This is a genomic window from Gottfriedia sp. ABJ_BB2_2, from assembly GCF_055484705.1.
In genome coordinates, this window is sequence record NZ_JBVFKR010000001.1 from 861,920 (window position 1) to 885,585 (window position 23,666).

Below are 23,666 nucleotides of genomic sequence, written 5' to 3' on the forward strand. Positions count from 1 at the left end.
ATGATGAGAAGTCCCGTACAAAATACGGGACTTTTCTCATTACATGTTGCTCTCTATGTAGTTCACAACATCACCAACTGTGACGATTTTTTCAGCATCTTCATCTGAAATTTCTAATTCAAACTCATCTTCTAATTGCATTACTAATTCAACAACGTCTAATGAGTCTGCATCTAAATCTTCTTTGAAACGACTTGTGATTGCGATCTCAGATTCTTCTACACCTAAACGGTCAACAATAATCTTTGATACACGTTCTAATACGTCTTGCATTATTATTCACCTCCCCCCAATGATTGTCTACTTATGAATTATACATAAAAATGTTGAAAACGCCAAACTAATTCATTACAAGTCCGCCATCAACATTAATTGTTTGGCCTGTAATGTATCTACTAGCATCTGTTGCTAAAAAGACAACAGCATTCGCAATATCTTCTGGTTGGCCAAAAGATTGTAATGGAATGTTTGTTAACATGCTATTTCTGATTTGTTCATTCAGTTCATTTGTCATGTCAGTTTCAATAAATCCTGGTGCAATTGCATTTACTGTAATGTTTCTAGAAGCTAATTCTTTAGCAGCTGTTTTTGTTAAGCCTAAAACGCCTGCTTTAGCAGCAACGTAATTCATTTGTCCAGGATTACCGATTTGACCAACTACTGAACTAATATTAATAATACGTCCATTACGTTGACGCGTCATAAATTTAGCCGCAGCTTTGATGCAATTAAATACACCTTTTAAGTTCGTATCGATAACAGCATCCCAATCTGCATCTTTCATACGTAATAATAATCCATCACGTGTGATCCCTGCATTGTTAACTAAAATATCAATACTTCCAAATTCATCTACTGTATTTTTAACTAAAGCAGCAACTTCATCACTGCTAGAAACATTTGCTTTATATGCGATCGCCTTTACACCAAGAGCAGTAATTTCTTCTACTACTTTTTGTGCAGCTTCTTCATTACCTGAATAGTTTACAACTACGTTTGCACCGTTTTTTGCTAATGATAAAGCAATTGCTTTACCGATTCCTCTAGAACCACCTGTAACTAGTGCTACTTTGCCTTTTAACATGTTTTCATTTCCTCCCATTCTAGTAGAAATTGCTTTAATGTTTCAACATCGTACACATTTACTAGTTTTGCTGAAGGAGAAATTGCTTTCACAAGACCTGTTAATACTTTACCTGGTCCTATTTCAACAAACGTGTCAACGCCAAGTTCCACTAATTCTTGAATTGATTGATTCCATTTTACCGGTGAAAATAATTGTTGTACTAATAATTCTTTAATTTCAGTTGCCTCTGTAATTTGCTTTGCAGTTACATTCGAAATTAATGGGTAAGTACATGATTCAACATTTATTTTTCCAAGCTCATTTTGGAATTCTTCACTAGCAGGCTTCATTAATGATGAATGAAACGGTCCACTTACTTTAAGCGGTAATACACGCTTTGCTCCAGCTTCTTTCAATAATCCAGAAGCAATTTGAACACCTTCTGCATCACCAGTAATAACAACCTGAGTAGGTGAATTATAGTTTGCCACGCCAACGGAATGACCTTTTTTATTGACTTCAGTAAGAACTTCTTCAATTTTATCAGGAGCTAAAAATAAGACAGCCGCCATTGCACCTTGTCCAACTGGCACCGCTTGATCCATTAGCTTACCACGTTTATGAACTAGTTTAACACCATCTTCAAATGAGATTGCTTCTGCTGCTACAAGCGCAGAAAACTCACCTAAACTGTGTCCAGCAACGTAATCTGGTTTAATCCCTGCTTCTTTTATTTTCTCTAAAAGGGCAATTGAAGTCGTTAATATCGCAGGTTGTGCATGATATGTAACAGTTAAATCTTCATCATTACCATTAAAAATAAGGTCAGATAGATTAAAACCAACTTGATTATTTGCAGTTTCATAAATCGCATTACATTCTTGATATGCTTCAACTAAATCCTTACCCATTCCAACTTTTTGTGATCCTTGACCAGGAAAAATAAATGCCACTTTACCCAATGGAGTGACCCCCTTATGCGTTTAATTCGTTATTATTTTCCATGTGATCACTTACTAGCTTTACAACATTATGGTCAACCATCGTTTTCGATTGTTTAATCGCACTATAAATCCCTAATGAATCAGAGCTCCCATGAGCTTTAATTACAGGTGCTTTTAGTCCGAATAGTGCAGCACCACCATATTCAGCATAATCCATTTTCTTTTTAATACCCTTTAAATTAGGCTTTAATACAGCTGCTGCTAGCTTCGTTGTAAAACTTGTAAGCATCGCATCTTTAATTAATGAAAACATTGCAAGCGCAGTTCCTTCAATTGCTTTTAAGGCTACATTACCAGTATAACCATCTGTAACAACAACATCTGCAACAGAATTCATTAAATCTCTTGCTTCAACATTTCCAATAAAATTCAAGTTACTTTCTTTCAGTAATTGGAATGTTTGTTTCGCAAGCTCATTTCCTTTTTTATCTTCAGTCCCAACATTTAACAAGCCAACTGTTGGATTGTTTATACCTCTTACTTTTTCAGCGTAAACAGAGGCCATTACAGCATATTGTAATAAATGTGTTGGTTTTGCATCAACGTTAGCACCAACATCAAGAAATACAAAACCTTTTCCATCTAGAGTAGGCATTGTTGGTGATAATGCAGGTCGTTCGACACCTTCCATACGACCTACAACAAGTAAACCTGCTGTCATTAATGCTCCTGTGTTACCAGCTGAAATACAAGCATCCGCTCTACCTTCTTTGACTTCATTTGCCATAAGTACCATAGAAGCGTTTTTCTTTCTACGGACAGCTCTAACAGGCTCTTCTGTCCCTTCAATCACTTCATCTGTATGAATAATGGTGATGTTCTTACCATTTGTTAAAAATGGTTTAATTTTCGACTCATCACCGATTAAAGTAATATGTAAATCCTCTAATTTTTCAATAGCTAACATTGCACCTTCAACTATCGCTTTTGGTGCATGATCTCCACCCATTGCATCGATTGCTAATTTCATCAATTGTCACTTCCCTATTCTTCAATACTTCGATGGTACATTTCAAATAAGCCATGAAAAACCTGCTCATTTTCAACAAAGCCATTGATTTCAACTAATCTTCGCTTCGGATCTTCAGTTTGCGGTAACACTTTTGCTTTTGCAATGACACGTTCATTTGTTCTTACAGGTTTAATAAAAACAAAATTTGATTTAGCTGTCAAAGCTAAATCATCGTGAATGACTGCTACTGCTAAAGAGTTAGCTTGCGCAAATAAATGATGTCCACGGGCAATGCCATTACGACTGAAAGTATGTTCTTCTCTCACATCAAAAATTGAAATGGCACTTTCATTAAAATGAATATCAATCACTTCACCTATAATTTCATCGACAGGTAATGATTTTACATCTTGTAATTGCTGAGTGGCAACATTTTTGATACGTTCTCTCAACTCAGGAATTGATAATTCAAGACGATCAAGACGAATAGTTTGTATACTAACAGACAATTGAATCGCTAAATCTTCATCTGTAATAAATGGATTTTCTTCTATTATTTTTCTTAACAATTCATGACGATCTTTTTTGTTTCTTCTCATTTTACATACCTCTACACATTATTTATGACCAGGTATTAAATACAGTGTATATTATATACCCACGTATTTCAATAGTTTTTTACAAACTTTTAATACCTAGTACTAATCTAATTTTTCTGAATCAAATATTCCCGTTCGTTCTAAGTACTCTCTTAAGCCCTTATATTCGTTAGCTTTCCAAAAATCATTAGAATTAACTAGCATTGTTGCATCATTTCGAGCAACCTCTAGCGCTCTGTAATCATGAACCATATCTGCCATTTTGAATTCTGGTACTCCGCTTTGCTGTTTCCCGAAAAAGTCACCAGGTCCTCTTAATTCTAAGTCCTTTTCAGATAACTCAAATCCATCATTCGTTTCCGTCATGATTGTTAGTCTTTCTTTACCAACTTCACTTTTAGGGTTGCCAACTAAAATACAATACGATTGTTCTGAACCTCGACCAACTCGTCCGCGTAATTGGTGTAACTGAGATAAACCAAAACGGTCTGCATCGTAAATGACCATAACAGTTGCGTTTGGTACATTCACCCCTACTTCAACTACAGTTGTTGACACTAAAATTTGTACATCATTTGCAGCAAAGGCCTTCATTACTTCATCTTTTTCTGAAGATGATAACTTACCGTGCATTAACCCGACTTTTGCCAAACTTTTATAATGAAATGAAAGTACACTATGTAAATCTAATGCATTTTGAAGATCTAATTTTTCAGATTCCTCAATGAGCGGACAAATCACATAGGCTTGTCTACCCTTTTTAATTTCATTTTCAATAAAACCTAACACACGATCGAACATTTCTTGTTTAACCCAATACGTTTCAATTTTTTTACGGCCAGCAGGGTACTCATCAATAATAGAGACATCCATTTCCCCAAACGCTGTAATAGCGAGTGTTCTAGGAATTGGTGTTGCAGTCATAAATAAAACATCTGGAAAGTATCCTTTTTCTCTTAAGATTCTTCGCTGCCCAACACCGAAACGATGTTGTTCATCCGTAATCACAATTCCCAATTTGTTAAATTGAACCTCATCTTGAATCAAAGCGTGAGTTCCTACTAATATATGTACTTCACCTAATTTTAACCTCTCAAGTATTTCACGTCGCTTTTTACCTTTAACCGAACTTGTTAAAAGTGCTACGTTAATATTTGTTTCCTGCAATAAATTCGATAATGACTCGAAATGCTGCTCAGCTAAAATTTCTGTTGGAACCATTAATGCTCCTTGATAGCCATCTAGAGCACATGCATATAGTGCAATTGTAGCAACTACTGTTTTCCCCGACCCTACGTCACCTTGTAACAATCGGTTCATTCTTGATGGACTTACTAAATCATTGAATATTTCTTGCACAACTCGGTTTTGGGCTGATGTTAGAGGGAATGGTAATGATTGAATTAATGCTTGGATTTTGTCATGGTGTAAAACCTTCGGAATTCCTTTTGATTGATTACGTTGAATTTTTCGAAGAGCTTGCATTTTTAATTGAAATAGAAAAAATTCCTCATAAACAAAGCTTCTTCTCGCTTGTTTTAAACTATTTGCATCAACAGGATGATGTAGTAAACTCATTGTTTCTTTTCGATTCATAAGCTTATATTTACTCATTAGATCATTCGGAACCAAATCATCTATATATTGGCCGAATTTTTTAAACGCTTGTTCAACGAACTTGCGCATCGTTTTTACAGACATTTTCCCTTTGATTGAATAGACTGGTTCTATTTCATTTGCATTTGTTCTTGACCCAAATACAAGATCTGTTAAAGTAATTGTTTGTCTATGTTGATCCCATTTGCCAGAAACGGTTACTTGTTCGTTTAAGTTTAGTTTTGTTTTATAATATGGACGATTAAAACAAATAACTGTAACTAAATAACGATCAACTAATACACGAAAAGTTAATCGAGATTTATTTTTCCCAAAATACTGAAGAAGAGGAGCGCTATGCACAACACCCTCTACTGTCACGCGCTCATCATGCTTCACTTCAGATAAATCCTTATTGCGGTAATCTTCATATCGATATGGTAAATATTCAATTAAATCATTGACTGTAAATATACCCATTTCGTTTAAAAGTGCCGCGGTTTCTTCACCCACACCACTTAGCACTGAGATATTTTGTTCTAGTTCGTAGCTCACTATTTTTTTAGCGATACACCAAATATTTTTGCTTCTAATTCTCGGCCAGTTGGTGTTGCCGCTAATCCTCCTTCAGCTGTTTCTCTAAGTGCAGATGGCATTGTTTGTCCGATTCTGTACATCGCATCAATTACTTCATCACAAGGAATACGACTTGTAATACCAGCTAATGCCATATCTGCTGCCACCATCGCATTTGCTGCTCCCATCGCATTTCTCTTCACGCAAGGAACCTCAACTAAACCAGCAACTGGGTCACATACTAAACCAAGCATATTTTTTAACGTAATAGCAAATGCTTCCGCACTTTGGCTTGGTGTCCCACCAGCAATTTCAACGATTGCTGCAGCAGCCATACCGCTCGCAGAACCAACCTCAGCTTGGCAACCACCAGCAGCACCTGAAATAGATGCGTTATTTGCAACAACAAATCCAAATGCGCCTGAAGTAAGTAGGAACTCAATCATTTGCATACGAGTTGGATTTAATTTCTCCTTAACAGCAAATAATGTACCTGGTACAACCCCAGCAGATCCCGCAGTAGGTGTTGCACAAATTGTTCCCATTGCAGCATTTACTTCATTTGTTGCAACCGCTTTACTCACTGCATCTAAAAGAAAATGACCAGAAAGCATATTCCCCTTTTCAATATATCTTTGAAGAAGTACTGCGTCCCCACCAGTTAAACCAGTTGGTGAATGGACACCTGCTAATCCTCTTTCAACCGCTTTTTCCATTACAACAAGATTTTGTTCCATTTTTGCTAGAATGTCTTCTCGACTTCTACCTGTAAATAACATTTCTTGTTGAATCATGATTTCCGAAATTTTAACATTTTTTGATTCAGCCAGTTCAACTAACTCTGCCACATTTTTAAACATAATGACGCTCCCCCTCTCTTAGTCCACCATTTTTGTTACACGTATAATATGTGGTAAAGATTCTATCTCTTTTAATATTTTCTCATCTAAATCTTGATCCACTTCAATTGCCATTAAAGCGATTTGACCTACTTCTTTTCTAGACACTTCCATATGCCCGATATTGACTGCATATTTCATTAGCACATTTGTAACACCAGCAATAGAACCATATCGGTCATTATGAACAACTAGGATAGCTGGATAATTACCAGAAAGCTTAAGTTCAAAACCATTTAATTCAATAATTTCAATTTTACCGCCGCCAATAGAAATTCCTACAAGCTCAAAAGGCTGATTCTCGTCATCTTGAATTGAAATTTTAACCGTATTTGGATGTTCAGTAATTGCATCTTCTTCTATAAACTCAACACTCATCCCTTTATCTTTAGAAATATTTAATGATTCTGGAATTCGCTCATCAAATGTATCAAAATCAAGTAATCCACCAACAAGCGCAACATCAGTTCCATGTCCGCGATATGTTTTAGCAAAAGAACCATACAAAGAAATAACGACTTTTTGAGGCTCTTTACCATATAAGTTTCTAGCGACACGACCAATTTTCGCAGCCCCTGCAGTGTGTGAACTTGATGGTCCAATCATAATCGGTCCAATAATATCAAAAACACTTTTATACTTCATTACTTTTCCCCCATTACCTTATTGTAAAAAAGCGTGTTTACATTTAGTTTCTCTATAGTAAAAACAAATAGTCTCATCAAAATATGACAGTAAAGACAATAAGTTGTCCAACTTATAGTGTAATACGAAATAATAAAGAGTTCTATGCTATTTTACATTACTCTTTAAATTATTTACACAAAAATGAAGTAGGATTGCCCCAGATGGATGACAAAAGCTCGCTTTCTGCACTTGTTTCTACTGCTTTTCTTGCTCAATACCTGAGTCAATGACGATCCTCTTCTGACTTTAAGAGCACATTGTTTTCAAATAAAAAAAGAAGGGTTGCCCCTTCTTAATCGATTATTCTATCGAGAAAATGTATGAGTATAATGGTTGATTTCCATTATGGACTTCTACTTCAACATGATCAAAATTTTCTTCTGCATATTTTACTAATTCTGATAACTCTTCATCAGTAACATCTTGACCTTGTAAAATCGTTAAAATTTCTGAATCTTCGTCTATCATTATTGTTAATAATTTTTTTGCAGCTTCTAATTGAACTGCATCTGTCGTAATAATTTTGCTTTCAAGAATACCCATGAAATGATCTTTTGTGATTTCAACGCCATCAATTTCAGTATCTCTAACTGCAAACGTTATTTGACCTGTTTTAACTGTAGATAATGCCTCTTTCATACCCTCACCGTTTTCTTCTAATGAAGCCGTTGGGTTAAATGATAATAAAGCAGTCATTCCTTGTGGAACTGTTTTTGACGGTACAACAGTTACTTGGCAATCTGCAACAGAAGCAGCTTGTTGGGCAGCCATCACAATGTTTCCATTATTAGGAAGTACGATTACTTTCTCAGCATGACATTGCTCAATTGCTTTTACAATATCTTCTGTACTTGGATTCATTGTTTGTCCGCCTTCAATAACAACGGTTGCACCGATGCTTTCAAACAATGTTTTAATTCCTGAACCCATTGCTACAGTTACAATACCGTACTCCTGTTTTTGCTCACTCTTTACTTTCTCTTTTGTAGAGTGAGAAACGTTTGCAGCATTGTCATCATGAAGTAAATTTGTATGTTGTTCACGCATGTTTTCTGCTTTCAGTTTTAAGAAGCTACCAAAACGTTGTCCTAAGTTAAAAACTTCACCAGGATACTCTGCATGAATATGAACTTTTACAATCTCATCATCAGCAACAACTAATAATGAGTCACCCCATGCACTTAACTCTTCACGGAATTGATCTATATTAAACGGATGCTTTTGTAATTTTTCTTTTTCGAATTTAACCATAAATTCTGTACAATATCCAAATACAATATCTTCTGTATTTAACATACTTTGAACATTACGGTGTTCAGCTTCAACTAATTCTTCAAGTGAAAGTGCCGCTTCAGCACCCTCTAATGAAATTTCTTCACCTTTTAAAGACGCTAAGAAACCTTCGTAAACAAGAACTAAACCTTGACCACCACTATCTACTACACCTACTTGCTTTAAAACAGGTAATAAATCTGGCGTACGATTTAAGGACGCTTTTGCTTCTACGATTGTTTCCTCAAGGAAAGGAATAAATTCTTCGTGATTATTTGCAATTGTTACCGATTTTTTAGCCGTTTCTCTGGCAACAGTCAGAATCGTCCCTTCAATTGGTTTCATAACAGCTTTATATGCTGTTTCTACACCAGCTTCGAGAGCAGCTGCAAAATCAACTGTTGAAATTGTTTCTTTTGCTTCAATTGATTTAGAAAACCCTCTGAATAATTGAGATAGGATAACACCTGAATTCCCACGAGCACCCATCAGTAAGCCTTTCGCAAAGCTTTGACCTACTTTACCGACATGGCTATTCGGTTTTTCCTTTACTTCTTTAGAGCCAGAAGTAATTGAAAGATTCATATTTGTTCCAGTATCTCCATCTGGTACAGGAAATACGTTTAATGAATCTACAAATTTTACATTCTTCGTTAAATTATTTGCACCTTGAATCACCATATCTGCAAATAATTTTCCGTCAATACGTTTAATGGACACAAATTCTCCTCCTTAATGCGTCTTACAGGTTTGTTACTTTAACACCTTGAACAAAAATGTTTACAGAATCCACTGATAACCCTAATGTTTGATCTAGTGTATATTTCACTTTATTTTGTACGTTATTTGCAACTTCAGAAATTTTTGTACCGTAGCTTACAATTATGTACATATCAATATTTACGTCTTCACCGACTTGGCGCACAATAACACCTTTAGTAAAGTTTTCTTTTTTAAGGATTTCAGTCAGACCATCCTTAATTTGTTTTTTAGAAGCCATACCTACAATACCATAACAATCAATCGCAGCCCCACCTGCAATTGTAGCAATTACATCAGTACCAATTTCGATTGTTCCATATTGAGTTTTCATTTCTAAAGACATTTATAGGTCCCCCTTCTTGGCCACTCCAAGTATAGTTAGTTATACTACTTACTTATTATTGTATACCTTTTTCCAAAATAATTCTATTGACTCATTTCTATTATGGACAATTTTAAAAATATTCATGGATTAAAATGAAATTACAATTATATAAGATTTTTTTAATAAATAAGTCATAGGTCCCTCTATAATATTTAGTATAACATAACATTCTATGTCAAGGTTTTTTTCTTGAACAACTTACCAATAATTGTTGCAATAAGTAAATCGGTATGATAAATTATAGTAGTGTTTCTTAATGAAAATAATCATTGAAATGTTATTCCGTTTTTTGTAAGGAGGGAAATAGATGGCTCGTGTTTGTGTAATTACAGGTAGAAAATCACGTTCTGGTAACAGTCGCTCTCACGCTATGAATGCTTCAAAACGTACTTGGGGTGCTAACCTTCAAAAAGTTCGTATTTTAGTAAACGGTAAACCAAAGCGTGTTTACGTATCAGCGAGAGCATTAAAATCAGGTAAAATTGAGCGCGTTTAATTTATTAACGTACTTAAAAGCATAGCTAACTAGCTATGCTTTTTTACTTTGTCTTCAACGTTGTACTTCATTTATTTTTGTTCTAACTAGTTATATGCGTTTGTTCCTCGAGGTAAGAAACCAACCTTTTTTACTAGTCTTACGCTTGTCGGAGCTGACCAGTCGCCTCCACTTTTCTAAATAAAAAACACCCTTAAAGGGTGCTCTTACACATCTTTTTTAAATGTACTTAGCATGGCACGAACGAGTCCGCCAAGAAATTTTGGTAGTTTAATCGTATAAAATCTCATGCTTTCCCTCCTACAAGCTTTCTAACAGATCTTAAGGAAAAGATTAATCCTATTACATTGTACTTGTGATGAGTGAAAACTATGACATGAAATTGTTTAATCTTTGCTCCTTATTACTAATGCTATGCCACTGCTAAAAGAAATAGACCCAACGGTATCATCTAGTTCGTTGCTCACACATAATGATGAGCCTAATTCCAGGTGATGATTGGTTAGTGGATACTTAAACCCTTCTAACGTTAGATTTTCAATATCAGTCCCTAACGAGAAAAATGAGATGTATTTAAACTGTGTTTGTTGCTTAATTTGATGTGTACCTTCACCAATTACATAAATTTCGTTATGTTCATCAATAATGTGAATTGGAATCGAATGTTTTTTATATTTTACTAATAATGAAATACTACCGTACTCATGATCTAATCTTTTGCCTGTAACACAATGTATGTAAATTTTTTCTGGTTGCTTTGAAATAGCCCATTCTAGTGCTAATTCTAGGTCTGTATAATCTTTTTCAGGTGGAAAAATAAATACATTCGGTACTTTTCTTTTTAATTCTGCTAAATCAGCTTTACTCAAGGAATCAAAGTCCCCAAAAACTGCATCTGGATGAATATCTTCCTCCATTAAATATGCTGCCCCATTATCTACACCTATAATTGTTGTTTCTGAACCACTTTGGCGGATCATTTGGAGCGTGTTTGATTTAGGACCCGCTCCAATTAAATGAATGATCAAATGATTTCACCTCTAAAAAAGAAAATGCAATCAAAATGATTGCATTAACCTCTAATTTTCGCTATCGCTTCTTTACGATTTTCTTTATTATATACAGCTGAACCTGCCACTAAAACTGTAGCTCCTGCTTCTTTACAAAGAATGGCGGTATGTTCATCAACTCCACCATCAATTTCAATTTCAACTGATAAATTTCGTTCTTTAATCATATTTGCTACTTGTTTAATTTTTGGAACGACTGAGTGGATAAACTTTTGACCACCAAAACCTGGATTAACAGTCATTAGAAGAACCATATCAATTTCATCAATGATATGTTCAATTGTTGAAACCGGAGTTGCAGGATTTAATACGACTCCTGCTTTAATTCCATGAGATTTGATATTTTGAATTGTTCGATGTAAATGCACACATGCCTCTACATGAACTGTAATAATATCAGCACCGGCCTTTACAAATTGCTCGATATATTGATCTGGTTTTTCAATCATTAAATGCACATCTAATGGAAGTTTTGTGATTGGTCTAATTGCTTCCACAATTAAAGGGCCAATCGTAATATTCGGAACAAAATGACCATCCATTACATCAACGTGAATATAATCTGCACCTCCACGTTCTACATCTAAAATCTCTTCTCCAAGCTTAGCGAAATTTGCTGAAAGGATTGATGGTGCGATTTTTACCATGATTAATACCTCGGCTTTCTGTCTCTTATTTCTTCTATGAACGAAACATAGTGATTGTAACGTTCTGTTATTATTTCGCCATTTTCAACCGCTTCTTTTACTGCACATTTCGGTTCCTTCAGATGTGTACATCCTCTGAATTTACATTCCTGGCTTTTTTCTCTCATTTCTATAAAACAATAAGACAAGTCTTCTGCCTCAATATCAATAAATTCAAGAGAACTAAATCCTGGGGTATCAGCAACAAGACCTTTGCCAATTTTAATTAATTCTACATGTCGTGTCGTATGTTTTCCACGTCCTAAATGCGTTGAAATAATTCCAGTTTTTAAATCAAGCTCTGGGTTAATCGCATTCAATAATGTCGATTTTCCAACCCCAGATTGACCAGCAAATACAGAAATCTTGTCTGCAAGGTGAGGAAGTACTTTTTCCAAACCTTCTTCAGTTTTTGAAGAAGTTAAACATACTTCGTAACCAATTTGGCGATAATAATCTACATATTCCAAAACAGATTGTAATTGAGATTCATTACATAAATCTATTTTAGTAATTACAATTAGTGGTTTAATTTCATTAAATTCGATCAGAACTAGAAATCGATCCAATAAATTCGGTGAAAAATTTGGCTCTACAGCTGAAAAAACTAGAATCGCTTGATCAACGTTGGCAATTGGAGGTCTAACAAGCTCATTTTTTCTATCTTTTATTTCAAGTAGATATCCTTCTCCACTTTTTTCAATAGAGTAAACGACTTCGTCTCCAACTAAAGGTGTAATTTTCTTATTACGAAAATTCCCTCTACCTCGACACTCAACAATGGTATCGTCAGTTTCTACATAGTAGAATCCACTTAACGCTTTAATGATTTTGCCCTCTGGCATATACTCACTCCTACAGTTCTTTAATTCGATGGATAGGGTACGTTTCTATCTGCAATAACTTGACCATCTTTAACAATTTTATAGGAAGCAGTCTGTCCAGGATCAATTGTCACTACTACAGGTATTGTAGTTGTTTCTGTGATCGTTTTTGAAATTGCAGGCTTTACACCGTTATTATTTTTATCCTTTATAAATACCTCTACTACTTGAGGTGTATTTGGAATTGATGGAGTGTACGGAACTTGTACACTAATTGTTACTTTTTTCGTTTTTTCTTTTGGTTTTCCTGAAGAAATAACAACATTTATTGTTTCGCCTTCTTTTACCTCAGCTGATTGAGAAGGTGATTGAGAAATTACTTGTCCTTTTTCAACAGTTTCAGACTCTTCTTCTTTAAAGTTGAGTTTTAAGCCGTTTTCTTTAGCGTAATTTTCAACATCCTTTTTCGTTAAACCTGTCAGATCTCGCAGAATGACGGTAGATGTTCCTTTACTGATCCAAACATCTAAATCCGTTTCATCTTGGATAATGTCTGCTCCCTCGTTTGGTGACTGGTCGACAATCTCTCCTTCAGTAGCTTCACTCTCGATATAATGTGTTCTGACAGATTTATATTCTTCATCTAATCTTTGTTTTAGTGAATTATATTGAAAACCTTTCAGATTTTCCATTTCACCACTTTTTTTACCTTTAGATTTATAAATCGTAATAGAAGAGTTTTCTTTCACTGTCTCACCAATATTAGGTGAAGTTTTTACAACTTTTCCCTCATCAATTTCATCATCATATAACTCTTTTGGATCATTGATCTTCAATCCCTTTGAAGCTAACAATGTGACAGCACTTTCGTATGTCATATTTTTAACGTCTGGTATTTCAACGTCTTCTGGAAGGAATAACGCAGGAATTAAAGTAATTGCTAATAAGCCACCTATTAAAAGTGCGATAAATGTCCCAATAATAAACTTCGCAAAAGAATTTTTCTTTTTTCGCTTATTTTTTTGATCCGCCGCTTTTTTCGAAGCTGGATCAACCTTTTGTTTTGTTGGTTTACTAATTGGGATTACAACAGTATCAGCTTCTGACTCTGATGAATCAGGTATATCTTTTATGATTGGTAATACCTTTGTTTCATCTTCGTTTACTGGTATGACAAATGGCTTTTCATTTAATCGATCAGAATCTAATGCTGTTTGAAGATCTAACTTCATTTCATCAGCTGTATCATATCGATAAAAAATATCTTTCGCTGTTGCTTTTAATACAATATTTTCAACACTTTGTGGTATTTCTGGGTTAATGGTTGTTGGAGGCGGTACTTCACTTTGCAAATGCTTTAATGCAATTGATACGGCACTCTCTCCCGAAAATGGTAATTCGCCTGTTAATAGCTCAAACATTACGATACCTAATGAATAAATATCAGACTTCTTATTCGCAACTCCACCTCTTGCTTGTTCAGGTGATAGATAGTGAACAGATCCAAGTACAGAATTCGTTTGAGTAATTGTAGCTGCAGTTGATGCAGTTGCTATACCAAAATCAGTTACTTTAACATTGCCATCTTCATTAATTAGTATGTTTTGTGGCTTTATATCTCTATGTACGATTTGAAAATGATGTGCATGTGCGATTGCAGCAGTTAACTGCTCCATAATCCTTAAAACTTTTTTAGGTTTTATCGGTGTATGGCGTTGGATATATTCCTTAAGCGTTTCACCTTCTACATACTCCATTACAATATATTGCAAACCTTCTTCTTCCCCAACATCGTAAGAACTCACAATATTTGGATGTGAAAGTGATGTAACTGAATATGCTTCTCTTTGGAAGCGTCTTACAAAGTCTGGATCATTAGAAAAATCCATCCGTAACATCTTTACTGCAACATCTCGATCCAAAATCATATCATGGGCTAAATAAACGTTTGCCATCCCGCCACTACCAATTAATTTTAAAATCTTATATCGGTCATTCAGGCGTCTTCCGATCATCACGTTCACATTCACCCCTTCTCATTATGTCTTGGCTCATGTTTTATAATGGCAATTGTGATGTTATCTTCTCCCCCAAGATCGTTCGCAAGTGAAATTAATTCATTCCCGATATTTTCGATAGGATAGTCATCTGAAAATTTTTCATTTAGCTGTTGGTATGAAACCTTATCTGATAAACCGTCTGAACATAAAACGATTAAATCGTCTTCTTCCCATGTTAACGTTTTAACATCAACAGTAGCTGTTTCTTCAGTCCCAAGCGCTCGTGTTATGACATTTTTACGAGGATGAATCACAGCATCCTCCTGTGAAATTTGTCCAGATTTAACTAGTTCAGCCACCAATGTATGATCGTCTGTAATCTGTTTAAATCCTTCACTATTTTTTAAATAGCCTCTAGAGTCACCTATATGTGCAATAGTAAAATACAAAGGAGTACAAATAACCGCTTCAAGCGTTGTACCCATTCCTTTGCATTCTTCATTTTGTTCTGCGTGAATAAATAAGTTAATATTTAATTGAGTTACGATGTTGCGTAGCCAAGCTTCAGCTTCTTTTGGTGTCTCAAAATTACTTGTATTTTTCCATTCTGCTTCGAAGAAATTAACCGCCATTTTACTTGCAACTTCACCAGCTAAATGACCACCAATTCCATCAGCAACTACCGCTAATACGATATCCGAATCATTACGAAATAAACCTACGCTATCTTCATTATGTTGGCGAACTTTCCCCGTATCAGTTTGAAAAAAAGTCTGCATTTCTTCACCTCGTCTCCTCTTTACGCTCCTTTGCACGCAACTGTCCACAAGCGGCATCTATATCATGGCCTTGTTCACGACGAATTGTAACATTAATTCCGTTTTGCTTTAATACTTTTTCAAACGCAAAAATTTGTTCCTTTGGTGTTCTAACGTAATTTCGTTCTGGAACGTAGTTTACCGGAATTAAATTGACATGACATTTTACTCCCTTTAACAGCTTAGAAAGCTCTTCAGCATGCTCAACCTGATCGTTTTCACCACCGAATAAACCATATTCAAACGTAACTCGTCTACCTGTTTTTTCGACATAGTAACGAACAGCATCCATTAAATCTGGTAATTTATACGCACGATTAATTGGCATTAATTTTGAACGCAGCTCACTATTAGGAGCATGTAGCGAGATCGCAAAATTAATTTGTAGCCCTTCATCTGCAAAGTTATAGATTTTAGGAATAATACCACTCGTTGATACAGTAATATGACGAGCACCGATATTTAAACCTTTATCACTATTAACGATTCTTAGGAAATCCATCAAACCATTATAGTTATCAAATGGTTCACCTATACCCATAACTACAATTGAACTAACTCGCTCTTCCACTTCATCAATTGCGCGTTGTACACAAAGTACTTGTGCTACAATTTCACCAGCCTCAAGATTTCTCTTTAGACCGCCAAGAGTTGATGCACAGAATGTACAACCTATTCGACAACCTACTTGAGTCGTTACACATACAGAATTGCCATAATTGTGTCTCATTAAAACAGTTTCTATAGAATATCCGTCATGTAACTCAAATAAAAATTTCATAGTACCATCTGAAGAAGTTTGTTTAACTAAAGTTTTAAGTGTTGTAATTGTAAAATTCTCTTCTAATAGTTGTCTTAATTCTTTCGGAACATTTTGCATTTCTTCAAAACTTTCAACTCGTCTAACATATAACCAGTTATAAATCTGTTTCGCACGGAATGCCTGTTGCTTTTGCTCTGTTAACCATGCCTCTAAATCACTCAATTTTAGTGAGTAAATTGAAGGCTTTTGTGTTTTTTCTATTTTGACTGAATTTGTAGTATTTTCTAACTTCAACGTTACACCTTCTTTCTTAATCTTGCAATAAAAAATCCATCCGTTCCAAAATAATGTGGTAGCAATTGAATATATCCATTTTGAACCGTTTTATCTTCTTTCAATTCATTAGGAACATGGTCGATTAATGAACGATCTAATTCAAAATCTTGATGCTCTTCAAGGAAAGAATTCACAACATCTATATTCTCTTCATGGCCAACTGTACATGTACTATATATAAGTGTACCATCTGGTTTTACTAACTTAGATGCCTCGTGTAAGATAGATTTTTGTACTTTTTGTAAATTTGATACATCTGTCGCATTTTTCTTTAATAAAATATCAGGTTTTCGACGAATAACGCCTAGTCCAGAACAAGGAGCATCTACTAACACACGATCGAACAATTTTCCTTCAAATTCTTCTGGTGCTTTTCTAGCATCTAATGCTTTTGTTTCTATATTTTCAAGCCCTAAGCGAGTTGCTTGTTCCTTAATTAGTTTTACTTTGTGCTTGTGTAAATCTAATGAAGTAACAGATCCAGTTCCTTTTAACAGCTCAGCTATATGTGTAGATTTACCACCTGGTGCTGCACATGTATCTAAGACTTGATCTCCTTCTTTAACACCTAGCGCTTGCGCTACTAGCATAGAGCTTTCATCTTGTATCGATAAATACCCTTCTTTAAAAGCTTTTGAATGAGCAACATTACCTTTTTGAATTTCTATCGCAAATGGAGATAAATTTCCTACTTCAACCTTTATACCTTCATCTTCTAGCATTCGAATGACTTCTTCTCTCGTTGCTTTCATGCTATTAACTCTAGCAGTTTGAAATGGCGGTAGGATATTTTCTTCACACATTTTCCTTGTTTCTTCTTCACCAAATTCACTTACCCATTGCTCAATTAACCAATTTGGATGATTCGTTTCAATCGAAAGCTTCTCGATTGGATCCTTTATTTCATTAATCGATCGTACACCATTACGTTGAATATTTCTTAAGACACCATTTACTAGAGAAGCGATTCCTTTGTGTCCTCGTTTTTTCGCGATCTCAACTGCTTCGTTTAAAACAGCATGGGCAGGTACGCGATCTAAGAAATGGAATTGATAAAGTGATAATTTAATTAATATATAAACCCATTCTTCCAACTTCTTCTGGTTTTTGATATAAGGTTCCAAATAAAAATCTAATAATTGATCCCTTTGTATCGTTCCGTAAATAATTTCTGTCAATAACCCTGAGTCAGCAGATGATAAGTCATTCTTTTGAATATAGTTATTAACTAACAAATTACTATACGATTGATTTTTATAAACAGAAAGAAGGGCCTCTAAGGCAATCTCTCGTACATTTTTACTCATTTTACTCTCCTAACTTCATTCCGCGTTCAATAAACGAACCAGCGCCATTAATATATTGCTTAGCTTCCATTCGTTTTTTCCCTGATGGCTGTAAGTCTGTTATTTTAATAGCAGTTTGATTACCTGTTGCAACGACAATTCCGTCGTTTTGTACTTCAATAATCTCACCTGGGATTAAGTTTTGTTGGCTTGTAACTTTTTCACTCCACCAAACTTTTAAAACTTCTCCGTTTAATGTAGTATAAGCTACTGGCCATGGGTGTAAACCTCTTACGTGATTATAAATCTCTTCACCAGATTTTGACCAATCAATTCGCTCTTCTTCTCTTTTAATATTCCAAGCAAAGGTTACTTTACTTTCATCTTGCTTTTCAGGTGTGATGTCACCCTTAAGTAAAGATGGAATTGTTTCTGACAGTAAATTCGCTCCAGCAATACTTAATTTATCATGTAAAGAACCAACATGATCTGTTTCTTCTATTGGCACAATGACTCTTGCTAGCATATCACCTGCATCTAACTTTTCAACCATATACATGATTGTCACACCTGTTTCACTTTTTCCTTCAATGATAGAATAGTGAATGGGTGCTCCACCTCTTAATTCAGGAAGAAGTGATGCATGGACATTAATACAGCCATATTTTGGAGATTCAAGTATTTCTTTTGGAAGAATTTGTCCAAATGCTGCTGTAACAATCAAATCAGGATTTAACGCAAGTACCTTATCCGTTTCTTCCTTTAAACGAATTTTTTCAGGTTGTAAAACCGGAATGTTATGTTTTAGTGCCTCTACTTTAACTGGTGGTGGAGTTAAAACTCTCTTTCGCCCCACAGGACGATCAGGTTGGGTTACCACACCAACAACTTCATATCCATCTTCAATGATTCTTCTTAAAACAGGTACTGAAAAATCTGGTGTACCCATAAAAACTATTTTTGTCATATTTTATAGCCTACCCTTCTAATTCACTCTCTTCATAGTACTTAGATACTTTCGAAGTGAATAAAACTCCATTTAGATGGTCGATTTCATGCAAAATTGCTCGAGCTAAAAATCCTCTAGCCTCTATAATAAAGTACTTTCCACGTTTATTTTGAGCTTTTACTTTTGCATAATTAGGTCTTGTTACATCACCATATAAATTAGGAAAACTCAAACATCCTTCGATATCTGTTTGTTCTCCCTTCGTTTCCATAACAATTGGATTGATCAAATCAATTCTTCCATTTTCATCCTCAACATCAACAACTGCAACTTGCTGTAAAATGCCAACCTGAGGTGCTGCTAACCCTACACCATCAGCAGCTATCATTGTTTCATACATATTGTTTAATAATTTCACTAAATTTTTATCAAATGTTGTCACTTTTGCACAAGGCGTTTCAAGTACTTCATTTGGATGTTCTAAAATTTTTAAAATGGCCAAAATCACAACTCCTTAATTTAATGACGATTTCTAGTCGAAATACTGATTTACGATTTATTCTTAGTGTAAAATTTAATCTATTTATGACTGTTTTTGCTTGTCGGGCTGAACTGTCGCCTCCGCTTTTCTTGTTGTCTAGCTCCGGCTCCTAGCTCCTCGAGGTCATAAGCCAAAACCCATTAAAGGTAAAAAGCACCTTTATTGGGTTTCGTCTTATGCTTGTCGGAGCTGAACAGTCGCCTCTGCTTTTCTTTCTGTCTAGTTCCGGCAAATTGCCCCTCGAGTCATAAGTCAATGCCTAGTTAAGGTTAAAAGGCAACCTTATCTAGTCCTTGTCTTATGCTTGTGGGGCAGAGCTATTTGCCTCCACTTTTCGTTACATAAACATAGTCGGTTGAAAGTCTATTGTTATTTGTAGTTTTCCTTTATCTGTTTCTTCTTGGTAGAATTGTTGGATTCGGTTTAGTACGTCGTATAGTGCTGGTTCTGATTTGTATTTTATGACACATTGATATCTGAATTGATCTTTTATTTTAGCGATTGGAGATGCAACAGGTCCTAGGACGATTGAACGATTTGATAGGTTTTCTCTTAAGTAGCCTGTAATTTGTTCGCTTACTTTTACTACTTTAATTAAGTCGGTATGTGATATCGAGATTAATACTAAGTAATAGAAAGGTGGGTAGTGGAACGATCTCCTAATTTTCATTTCTTCGTCATAAAATGCAATGAAATCCTGCGTTTTTGCTAATTCAATACTATAATGCTCTGGAGAATATGTTTGTATAACAACTTCACCAGGTTTTTCATGACGTCCAGCTCGTCCACTGACTTGCGTTAGTAGACTAAACGTTCGTTCACTTGCTCTGAAATCTGGTAAATGTAATGAACTATCAGCAGCAAGTACACCTACTAGCGTTACATTTGGAAAATCTAAACCCTTTGCGATCATTTGTGTTCCGAGTAAAATATCGGCCTCACCATTTCCAAATTGTTTTAGCATTTTTTCATGTGCACCTTTACGACTAGTAGTATCATTATCCATACGAATGACTCTTGCTTCAGGAAAGCTTTGTGTGATTGCTTCTTCAACTTTTTGTGTACCTGTTCCAAAAAATCGAATATGTTCACTTTGGCAAGAAGGACATTGTTTTGGCATATATGTTTCATAACCACAATAATGGCATTTTAATGAATGGTTATGTTTGTGATATGTTAGTGACACTTCACAATGTGGACACTGAATCGTATAGCCACAATCTCTACACATTACAAATGAAGAGTATCCTCTTCGATTTAAGAATAGAATGATTTGTTCTTTTTTCTCTAAACGATCAATGATTTTTTCATGGAGCAAAGTTGAAAACATTGTGCGATTTCCATTTCGTAATTGTTCTCTCATATCTACTACTTCGACTTCCGGTAATGGCCCTTGGTTTACCCTCATTGACATCGTTTCAAGTTCATAAACACCCTTTTGTGCACGAGCATACGTTTCAAGTGTAGGTGTAGCACTACCTAAAACAACTGGACATTTGTGATATACCCCTCGCCAAACTGCTATATCTCTTGCATGGTATCTAGGATGTTCGTCTTGTTTATATGTTGTTTCATGTTCTTCATCTATTATAATAATGCCTAAATTTTCAAATGGAGCAAAAATTGCAGATCGTGCACCAACAACTACCTTTACTTCTTTTCGCTGGATTTTTCTCCACTCATCATACTTCTCGCCAATTGATAGTCCACTATGCAAAACAGCAACATCATTTCCGAATCTACTCTTAAATCGACCTACTATTTGTGGGGTAAGTGAAATTTCTGGCACTAATACAATTGCTTCCATTCCTTTTAAAAGAACTTCTTGTATTGTTTGCAAGTAAACTTCCGTTTTACCACTACCAGTAACACCATGTAGTAAGTGGATTTTATGTTCCCTTTCCTTAAAGGAAGAAACAATATGTTCATAAGCTACTTTTTGTTCGTCTACTAAAGGCAGCGGCTTCGATTTTTCAATGTCTCTTCCGACATAAGGATCACGGTAAACTTCAATTGTTTCAATCGAGATGATTTCATTCTTTTGTAAAGTCTTGATTGGCGAATCTGTAATTTGGAGAAATTCCTTTAATTCTTTAACACTTGTTTGACCATTCATTCTTAAGTATTCAATAATGTCTTTTTGCTGTGGAGAAGTAATATTTTTCAATTCTTCGTCTAATACTTTTAAAAGTGAAGCAACACGTTCAGTTTTTTTATTTGCTTTGTTTTTTACTTCATATTCTATTTCAAGTAGACCTTCTTTTATTGCACGTTGCACAATAGATATTTTACTAACAAGAGACTCTACCTCTGTCCATTCTCTTCTTTTAACAACTGAAAATAATGCTGCTAATTCTGTTGGTAGGGATTCATAAGCTTCGTCTGAAGTAATTTGAACATGCTTTTTATAAACCGCCTTAATCGCAGTAGGAAGCATAGCTTGGTATGCTGAAATTAAAAAACACAGTGTTTTTTGCGCAATATGGGAACCTAGTAATAAAAGTTCTTCAGTTAAGACAGGCATTACATCTAATACCTCTTCAATTTCCTTCACCTTATCCAAGGTTGTTGTATCTTTTATTGCAAGAACAAAACCTTGTACTTTTCTAGGACCAAACGGTACGATTACTCTCATTCCAGGTTGTATTGCATCTTGCCATCTATTAGGAATTAGATAATCAAAAGGACGATCAGTTTGCCTTACTGAAACATCAACTAAAACTGATGCATATGTCATCTTTCTTCCTCATTTAATAAGCGATATACTTCAAGCAGAATTTCTTTCGCTACTTCTTTTTTTGTCATGAATGGTAATGGCTTTTCTTCACCATTTCGGTTGTAAATCGTGACTATATTCGTATCCGTACCAAAACCTGCCCCAGCTTTTGTAACATCATTTGCAACGATCATATCTGCATTTTTCTTTAATAGTTTTCCTTTTGCATAATCTTCAACTTGTTCAGTTTCAGCTGCAAACCCAACTAAAATTTGATGTGTTTTTTGTTGGCCTAGTGAAAGTAAAATATCCTTTGTTCGTTTTAGCGGAATAGAAAGATCTCCCTCACTTTTTTTCATTTTTTGCTCAAATGTAACAGCAGGTGTGTAATCTGCAACCGCTGCTGTTTTTATCACAACATCCGCATTTTCATATTCTGAAAATATTGCATCATACATTTGTGCAGCTGATTCTGTCTTAATGATCTTACAACCTTCTGGTGGAGTTAGATTTGTCGGACCTGATACTAAAACAACTTCAGCACCTAAAGAAACTGCTACCTCGGCAATACTATAACCCATTTTCCCAGTAGAACGGTTCGATAAGTAACGGACTGGATCAATTGTTTCAACAGTAGGACCAGCAGAAATAACGATTTTTTTTCCTTTCAGCATGCCAATTTCGTTTTGAAAATAATCATTTACAGCTTGTGTAATGTCTTCAGGTTCTGCTAATCTACCTTTCCCAACATATCCACATGCTAAATACCCTTCATTTGGTTCAATCAATTTATATCCTATTTCTTTTAAAGTGCTCATGTTTTTTTGAACAATTGGATGATGATACATATTTACATTCATAGCTGGAGCAATCCAAATCGGTTTTGTTGCAGCGAGACATGTTGCTTGGATCATTTCATCTCCTAAGCCATTTGCAAGCTTTCCAATTGTGTTCGCCGTCGCTGGCGCAACTATGATTAAATCTGGCCAATCTCCTAAATCTATATGGGCAATTTTTGAACTATCTTTTTCATCAAATGTATCAGTATATACATCGTTTCTTGACAATGCTTGAAACGTTAATGGTGTCACAAATTTTGTAGCAGAAGGACTCATCATCACTTTTACGTTATATCCTGCTTGTACGAGTTTACTTGTAAGAGCTGCAGCCTTAAATACTGCAATTCCTCCAGTAACACAAAGGAGTATATTTTTTTGTTCCAATTCACCTTCACCCTTTCAAATCTTAATCTATCTATCATATTTGTCAAAAAATAGGTCTTTTTGATTGTTTATTTCTAAGATACCACAAATGTGTTTGAATTAAATTGAATAAGGCTCACAAAAAATAAGACTGTCCCGATACCACTACTACATCACTATG

Annotated in this window: 23 protein-coding genes; 1 reads left to right on the forward strand and 22 read right to left on the reverse strand. The window is 35.1% G+C overall.

Features of this window, described 5'->3' with window-relative positions; translation table 11 throughout:
- Positions 1-39 precede the first annotated feature (39 nt).
- The 10 genes from acpP to ACX6U0_RS04415 form a co-directional block, all read right to left on the reverse strand.
- A complete protein-coding gene (gene acpP, locus ACX6U0_RS04370; RefSeq protein WP_087998569.1) occupies positions 40-273 on the reverse strand; it encodes an acyl carrier protein in 234 nt (77 codons plus the stop codon).
- A gap of 67 nt (positions 274-340) precedes the next feature.
- Complete coding sequence (fabG, locus tag ACX6U0_RS04375; RefSeq protein WP_087998570.1) at positions 341-1,084, reverse strand: 3-oxoacyl-[acyl-carrier-protein] reductase; 744 nt, start codon at positions 1,082-1,084, stop codon at positions 341-343.
- Positions 1,078-2,028: an ACP S-malonyltransferase gene (gene fabD, locus ACX6U0_RS04380; protein ID WP_464958760.1), complete on the reverse strand. Its 951-nt coding sequence runs from the start codon at positions 2,026-2,028 to the stop codon at positions 1,078-1,080. Before fabD ends, fabG begins: the two co-directional genes overlap by 7 nt.
- Positions 2,029-2,041: 13 nt before the next feature.
- Complete coding sequence (gene plsX / locus ACX6U0_RS04385) at positions 2,042-3,040, reverse strand: phosphate acyltransferase PlsX (protein ID WP_464958761.1); 999 nt, start codon at positions 3,038-3,040, stop codon at positions 2,042-2,044.
- 14 nt (positions 3,041-3,054) lie between these two features.
- Positions 3,055-3,621 carry a transcription factor FapR gene (gene fapR, locus ACX6U0_RS04390; RefSeq protein WP_464958762.1) on the reverse strand — a complete coding sequence of 189 codons (567 nt, stop codon included), beginning with the start codon at positions 3,619-3,621 and terminating at the stop codon, positions 3,055-3,057.
- A gap of 102 nt (positions 3,622-3,723) precedes the next feature.
- Entirely contained in the window at positions 3,724-5,772 is a 2,049-nt protein-coding gene (recG, locus tag ACX6U0_RS04395; RefSeq protein WP_464958763.1) for an ATP-dependent DNA helicase RecG, read from the reverse strand.
- A complete protein-coding gene (gene sdaAA / locus ACX6U0_RS04400; protein WP_464958764.1) occupies positions 5,772-6,653 on the reverse strand; it encodes an L-serine ammonia-lyase, iron-sulfur-dependent, subunit alpha in 882 nt (293 codons plus the stop codon). Before sdaAA ends, recG begins: the two co-directional genes overlap by 1 nt.
- An 18-nt stretch (positions 6,654-6,671) precedes the next feature.
- A complete protein-coding gene (gene sdaAB / locus ACX6U0_RS04405; RefSeq protein ID WP_464958765.1) occupies positions 6,672-7,337 on the reverse strand; it encodes an L-serine ammonia-lyase, iron-sulfur-dependent subunit beta in 666 nt (221 codons plus the stop codon).
- Positions 7,338-7,679: 342 nt separating this feature from the next.
- A complete protein-coding gene (locus ACX6U0_RS04410; RefSeq protein WP_464958766.1) occupies positions 7,680-9,371 on the reverse strand; it encodes a DAK2 domain-containing protein in 1,692 nt (563 codons plus the stop codon).
- 22 nt (positions 9,372-9,393) lie between these two features.
- The gene (locus ACX6U0_RS04415) at positions 9,394-9,756 is read right to left on the reverse strand and encodes an Asp23/Gls24 family envelope stress response protein (RefSeq protein WP_107900319.1); all 363 of its coding nucleotides are present in this window, start codon (positions 9,754-9,756) and stop codon (positions 9,394-9,396) included.
- A gap of 349 nt (positions 9,757-10,105) precedes the next feature.
- Here ACX6U0_RS04415 and rpmB point away from each other — a divergent pair, with 349 nt between their 5' ends.
- Positions 10,106-10,294: a 50S ribosomal protein L28 gene (gene rpmB / locus ACX6U0_RS04420; RefSeq protein ID WP_025568947.1), complete on the forward strand. Its 189-nt coding sequence runs from the start codon at positions 10,106-10,108 to the stop codon at positions 10,292-10,294.
- Between the two features lie 206 nt (positions 10,295-10,500).
- On the opposite strand, the gene spoVM is transcribed toward rpmB, so the two are convergent.
- The 12 genes from spoVM to coaBC all read right to left on the reverse strand — a co-directional run bounded on the left by spoVM (position 10,501) and on the right by coaBC (position 23,506).
- Positions 10,501-10,584 carry a stage V sporulation protein SpoVM gene (gene spoVM, locus ACX6U0_RS04425; RefSeq protein WP_088000358.1) on the reverse strand — a complete coding sequence of 28 codons (84 nt, stop codon included), beginning with the start codon at positions 10,582-10,584 and terminating at the stop codon, positions 10,501-10,503.
- Positions 10,585-10,680: 96 nt separating this feature from the next.
- A complete protein-coding gene (locus ACX6U0_RS04430; RefSeq protein WP_464958767.1) occupies positions 10,681-11,322 on the reverse strand; it encodes a thiamine diphosphokinase in 642 nt (213 codons plus the stop codon).
- 44 nt (positions 11,323-11,366) lie between these two features.
- On the reverse strand, positions 11,367-12,011 hold the full coding sequence (gene rpe / locus ACX6U0_RS04435) for a ribulose-phosphate 3-epimerase (protein WP_464958768.1): 645 nt from the start codon (positions 12,009-12,011) through the stop codon (positions 11,367-11,369).
- Between the two features lie 2 nt (positions 12,012-12,013).
- A complete protein-coding gene (gene rsgA / locus ACX6U0_RS04440; RefSeq protein WP_464958769.1) occupies positions 12,014-12,895 on the reverse strand; it encodes a ribosome small subunit-dependent GTPase A in 882 nt (293 codons plus the stop codon).
- Between the two features lie 20 nt (positions 12,896-12,915).
- Positions 12,916-14,892 carry a Stk1 family PASTA domain-containing Ser/Thr kinase gene (pknB, locus tag ACX6U0_RS04445; RefSeq protein ID WP_464958880.1) on the reverse strand — a complete coding sequence of 659 codons (1,977 nt, stop codon included), beginning with the start codon at positions 14,890-14,892 and terminating at the stop codon, positions 12,916-12,918.
- Positions 14,893-14,900: 8 nt separating this feature from the next.
- Positions 14,901-15,653: a Stp1/IreP family PP2C-type Ser/Thr phosphatase gene (locus ACX6U0_RS04450; protein ID WP_464958770.1), complete on the reverse strand. Its 753-nt coding sequence runs from the start codon at positions 15,651-15,653 to the stop codon at positions 14,901-14,903.
- Between the two features lie 4 nt (positions 15,654-15,657).
- Positions 15,658-16,749, reverse strand: a complete 1,092-nt coding sequence (gene rlmN / locus ACX6U0_RS04455) for a dual-specificity RNA methyltransferase RlmN (RefSeq protein ID WP_464958771.1) — start codon at positions 16,747-16,749, stop codon at positions 15,658-15,660.
- A 2-nt stretch (positions 16,750-16,751) separates the two neighbouring features.
- Positions 16,752-18,098 carry a 16S rRNA (cytosine(967)-C(5))-methyltransferase RsmB gene (gene rsmB / locus ACX6U0_RS04460; protein WP_464958772.1) on the reverse strand — a complete coding sequence of 449 codons (1,347 nt, stop codon included), beginning with the start codon at positions 18,096-18,098 and terminating at the stop codon, positions 16,752-16,754.
- A 1-nt stretch (position 18,099) separates the two neighbouring features.
- Positions 18,100-19,044 carry a methionyl-tRNA formyltransferase gene (gene fmt, locus ACX6U0_RS04465; RefSeq protein WP_464958773.1) on the reverse strand — a complete coding sequence of 315 codons (945 nt, stop codon included), beginning with the start codon at positions 19,042-19,044 and terminating at the stop codon, positions 18,100-18,102.
- 10 nt (positions 19,045-19,054) lie between these two features.
- Positions 19,055-19,528, reverse strand: coding sequence for a peptide deformylase (gene def / locus ACX6U0_RS04470; RefSeq protein WP_464958774.1), 474 nt, complete (start codon positions 19,526-19,528; stop codon positions 19,055-19,057).
- A gap of 376 nt (positions 19,529-19,904) precedes the next feature.
- The gene (gene priA / locus ACX6U0_RS04475) at positions 19,905-22,304 is read right to left on the reverse strand and encodes a primosomal protein N' (protein ID WP_464958775.1); all 2,400 of its coding nucleotides are present in this window, start codon (positions 22,302-22,304) and stop codon (positions 19,905-19,907) included.
- Entirely contained in the window at positions 22,301-23,506 is a 1,206-nt protein-coding gene (coaBC, locus tag ACX6U0_RS04480) for a bifunctional phosphopantothenoylcysteine decarboxylase/phosphopantothenate--cysteine ligase CoaBC (protein WP_464958776.1), read from the reverse strand. Before coaBC ends, priA begins: the two co-directional genes overlap by 4 nt.
- Positions 23,507-23,666 lie beyond the last annotated feature (160 nt).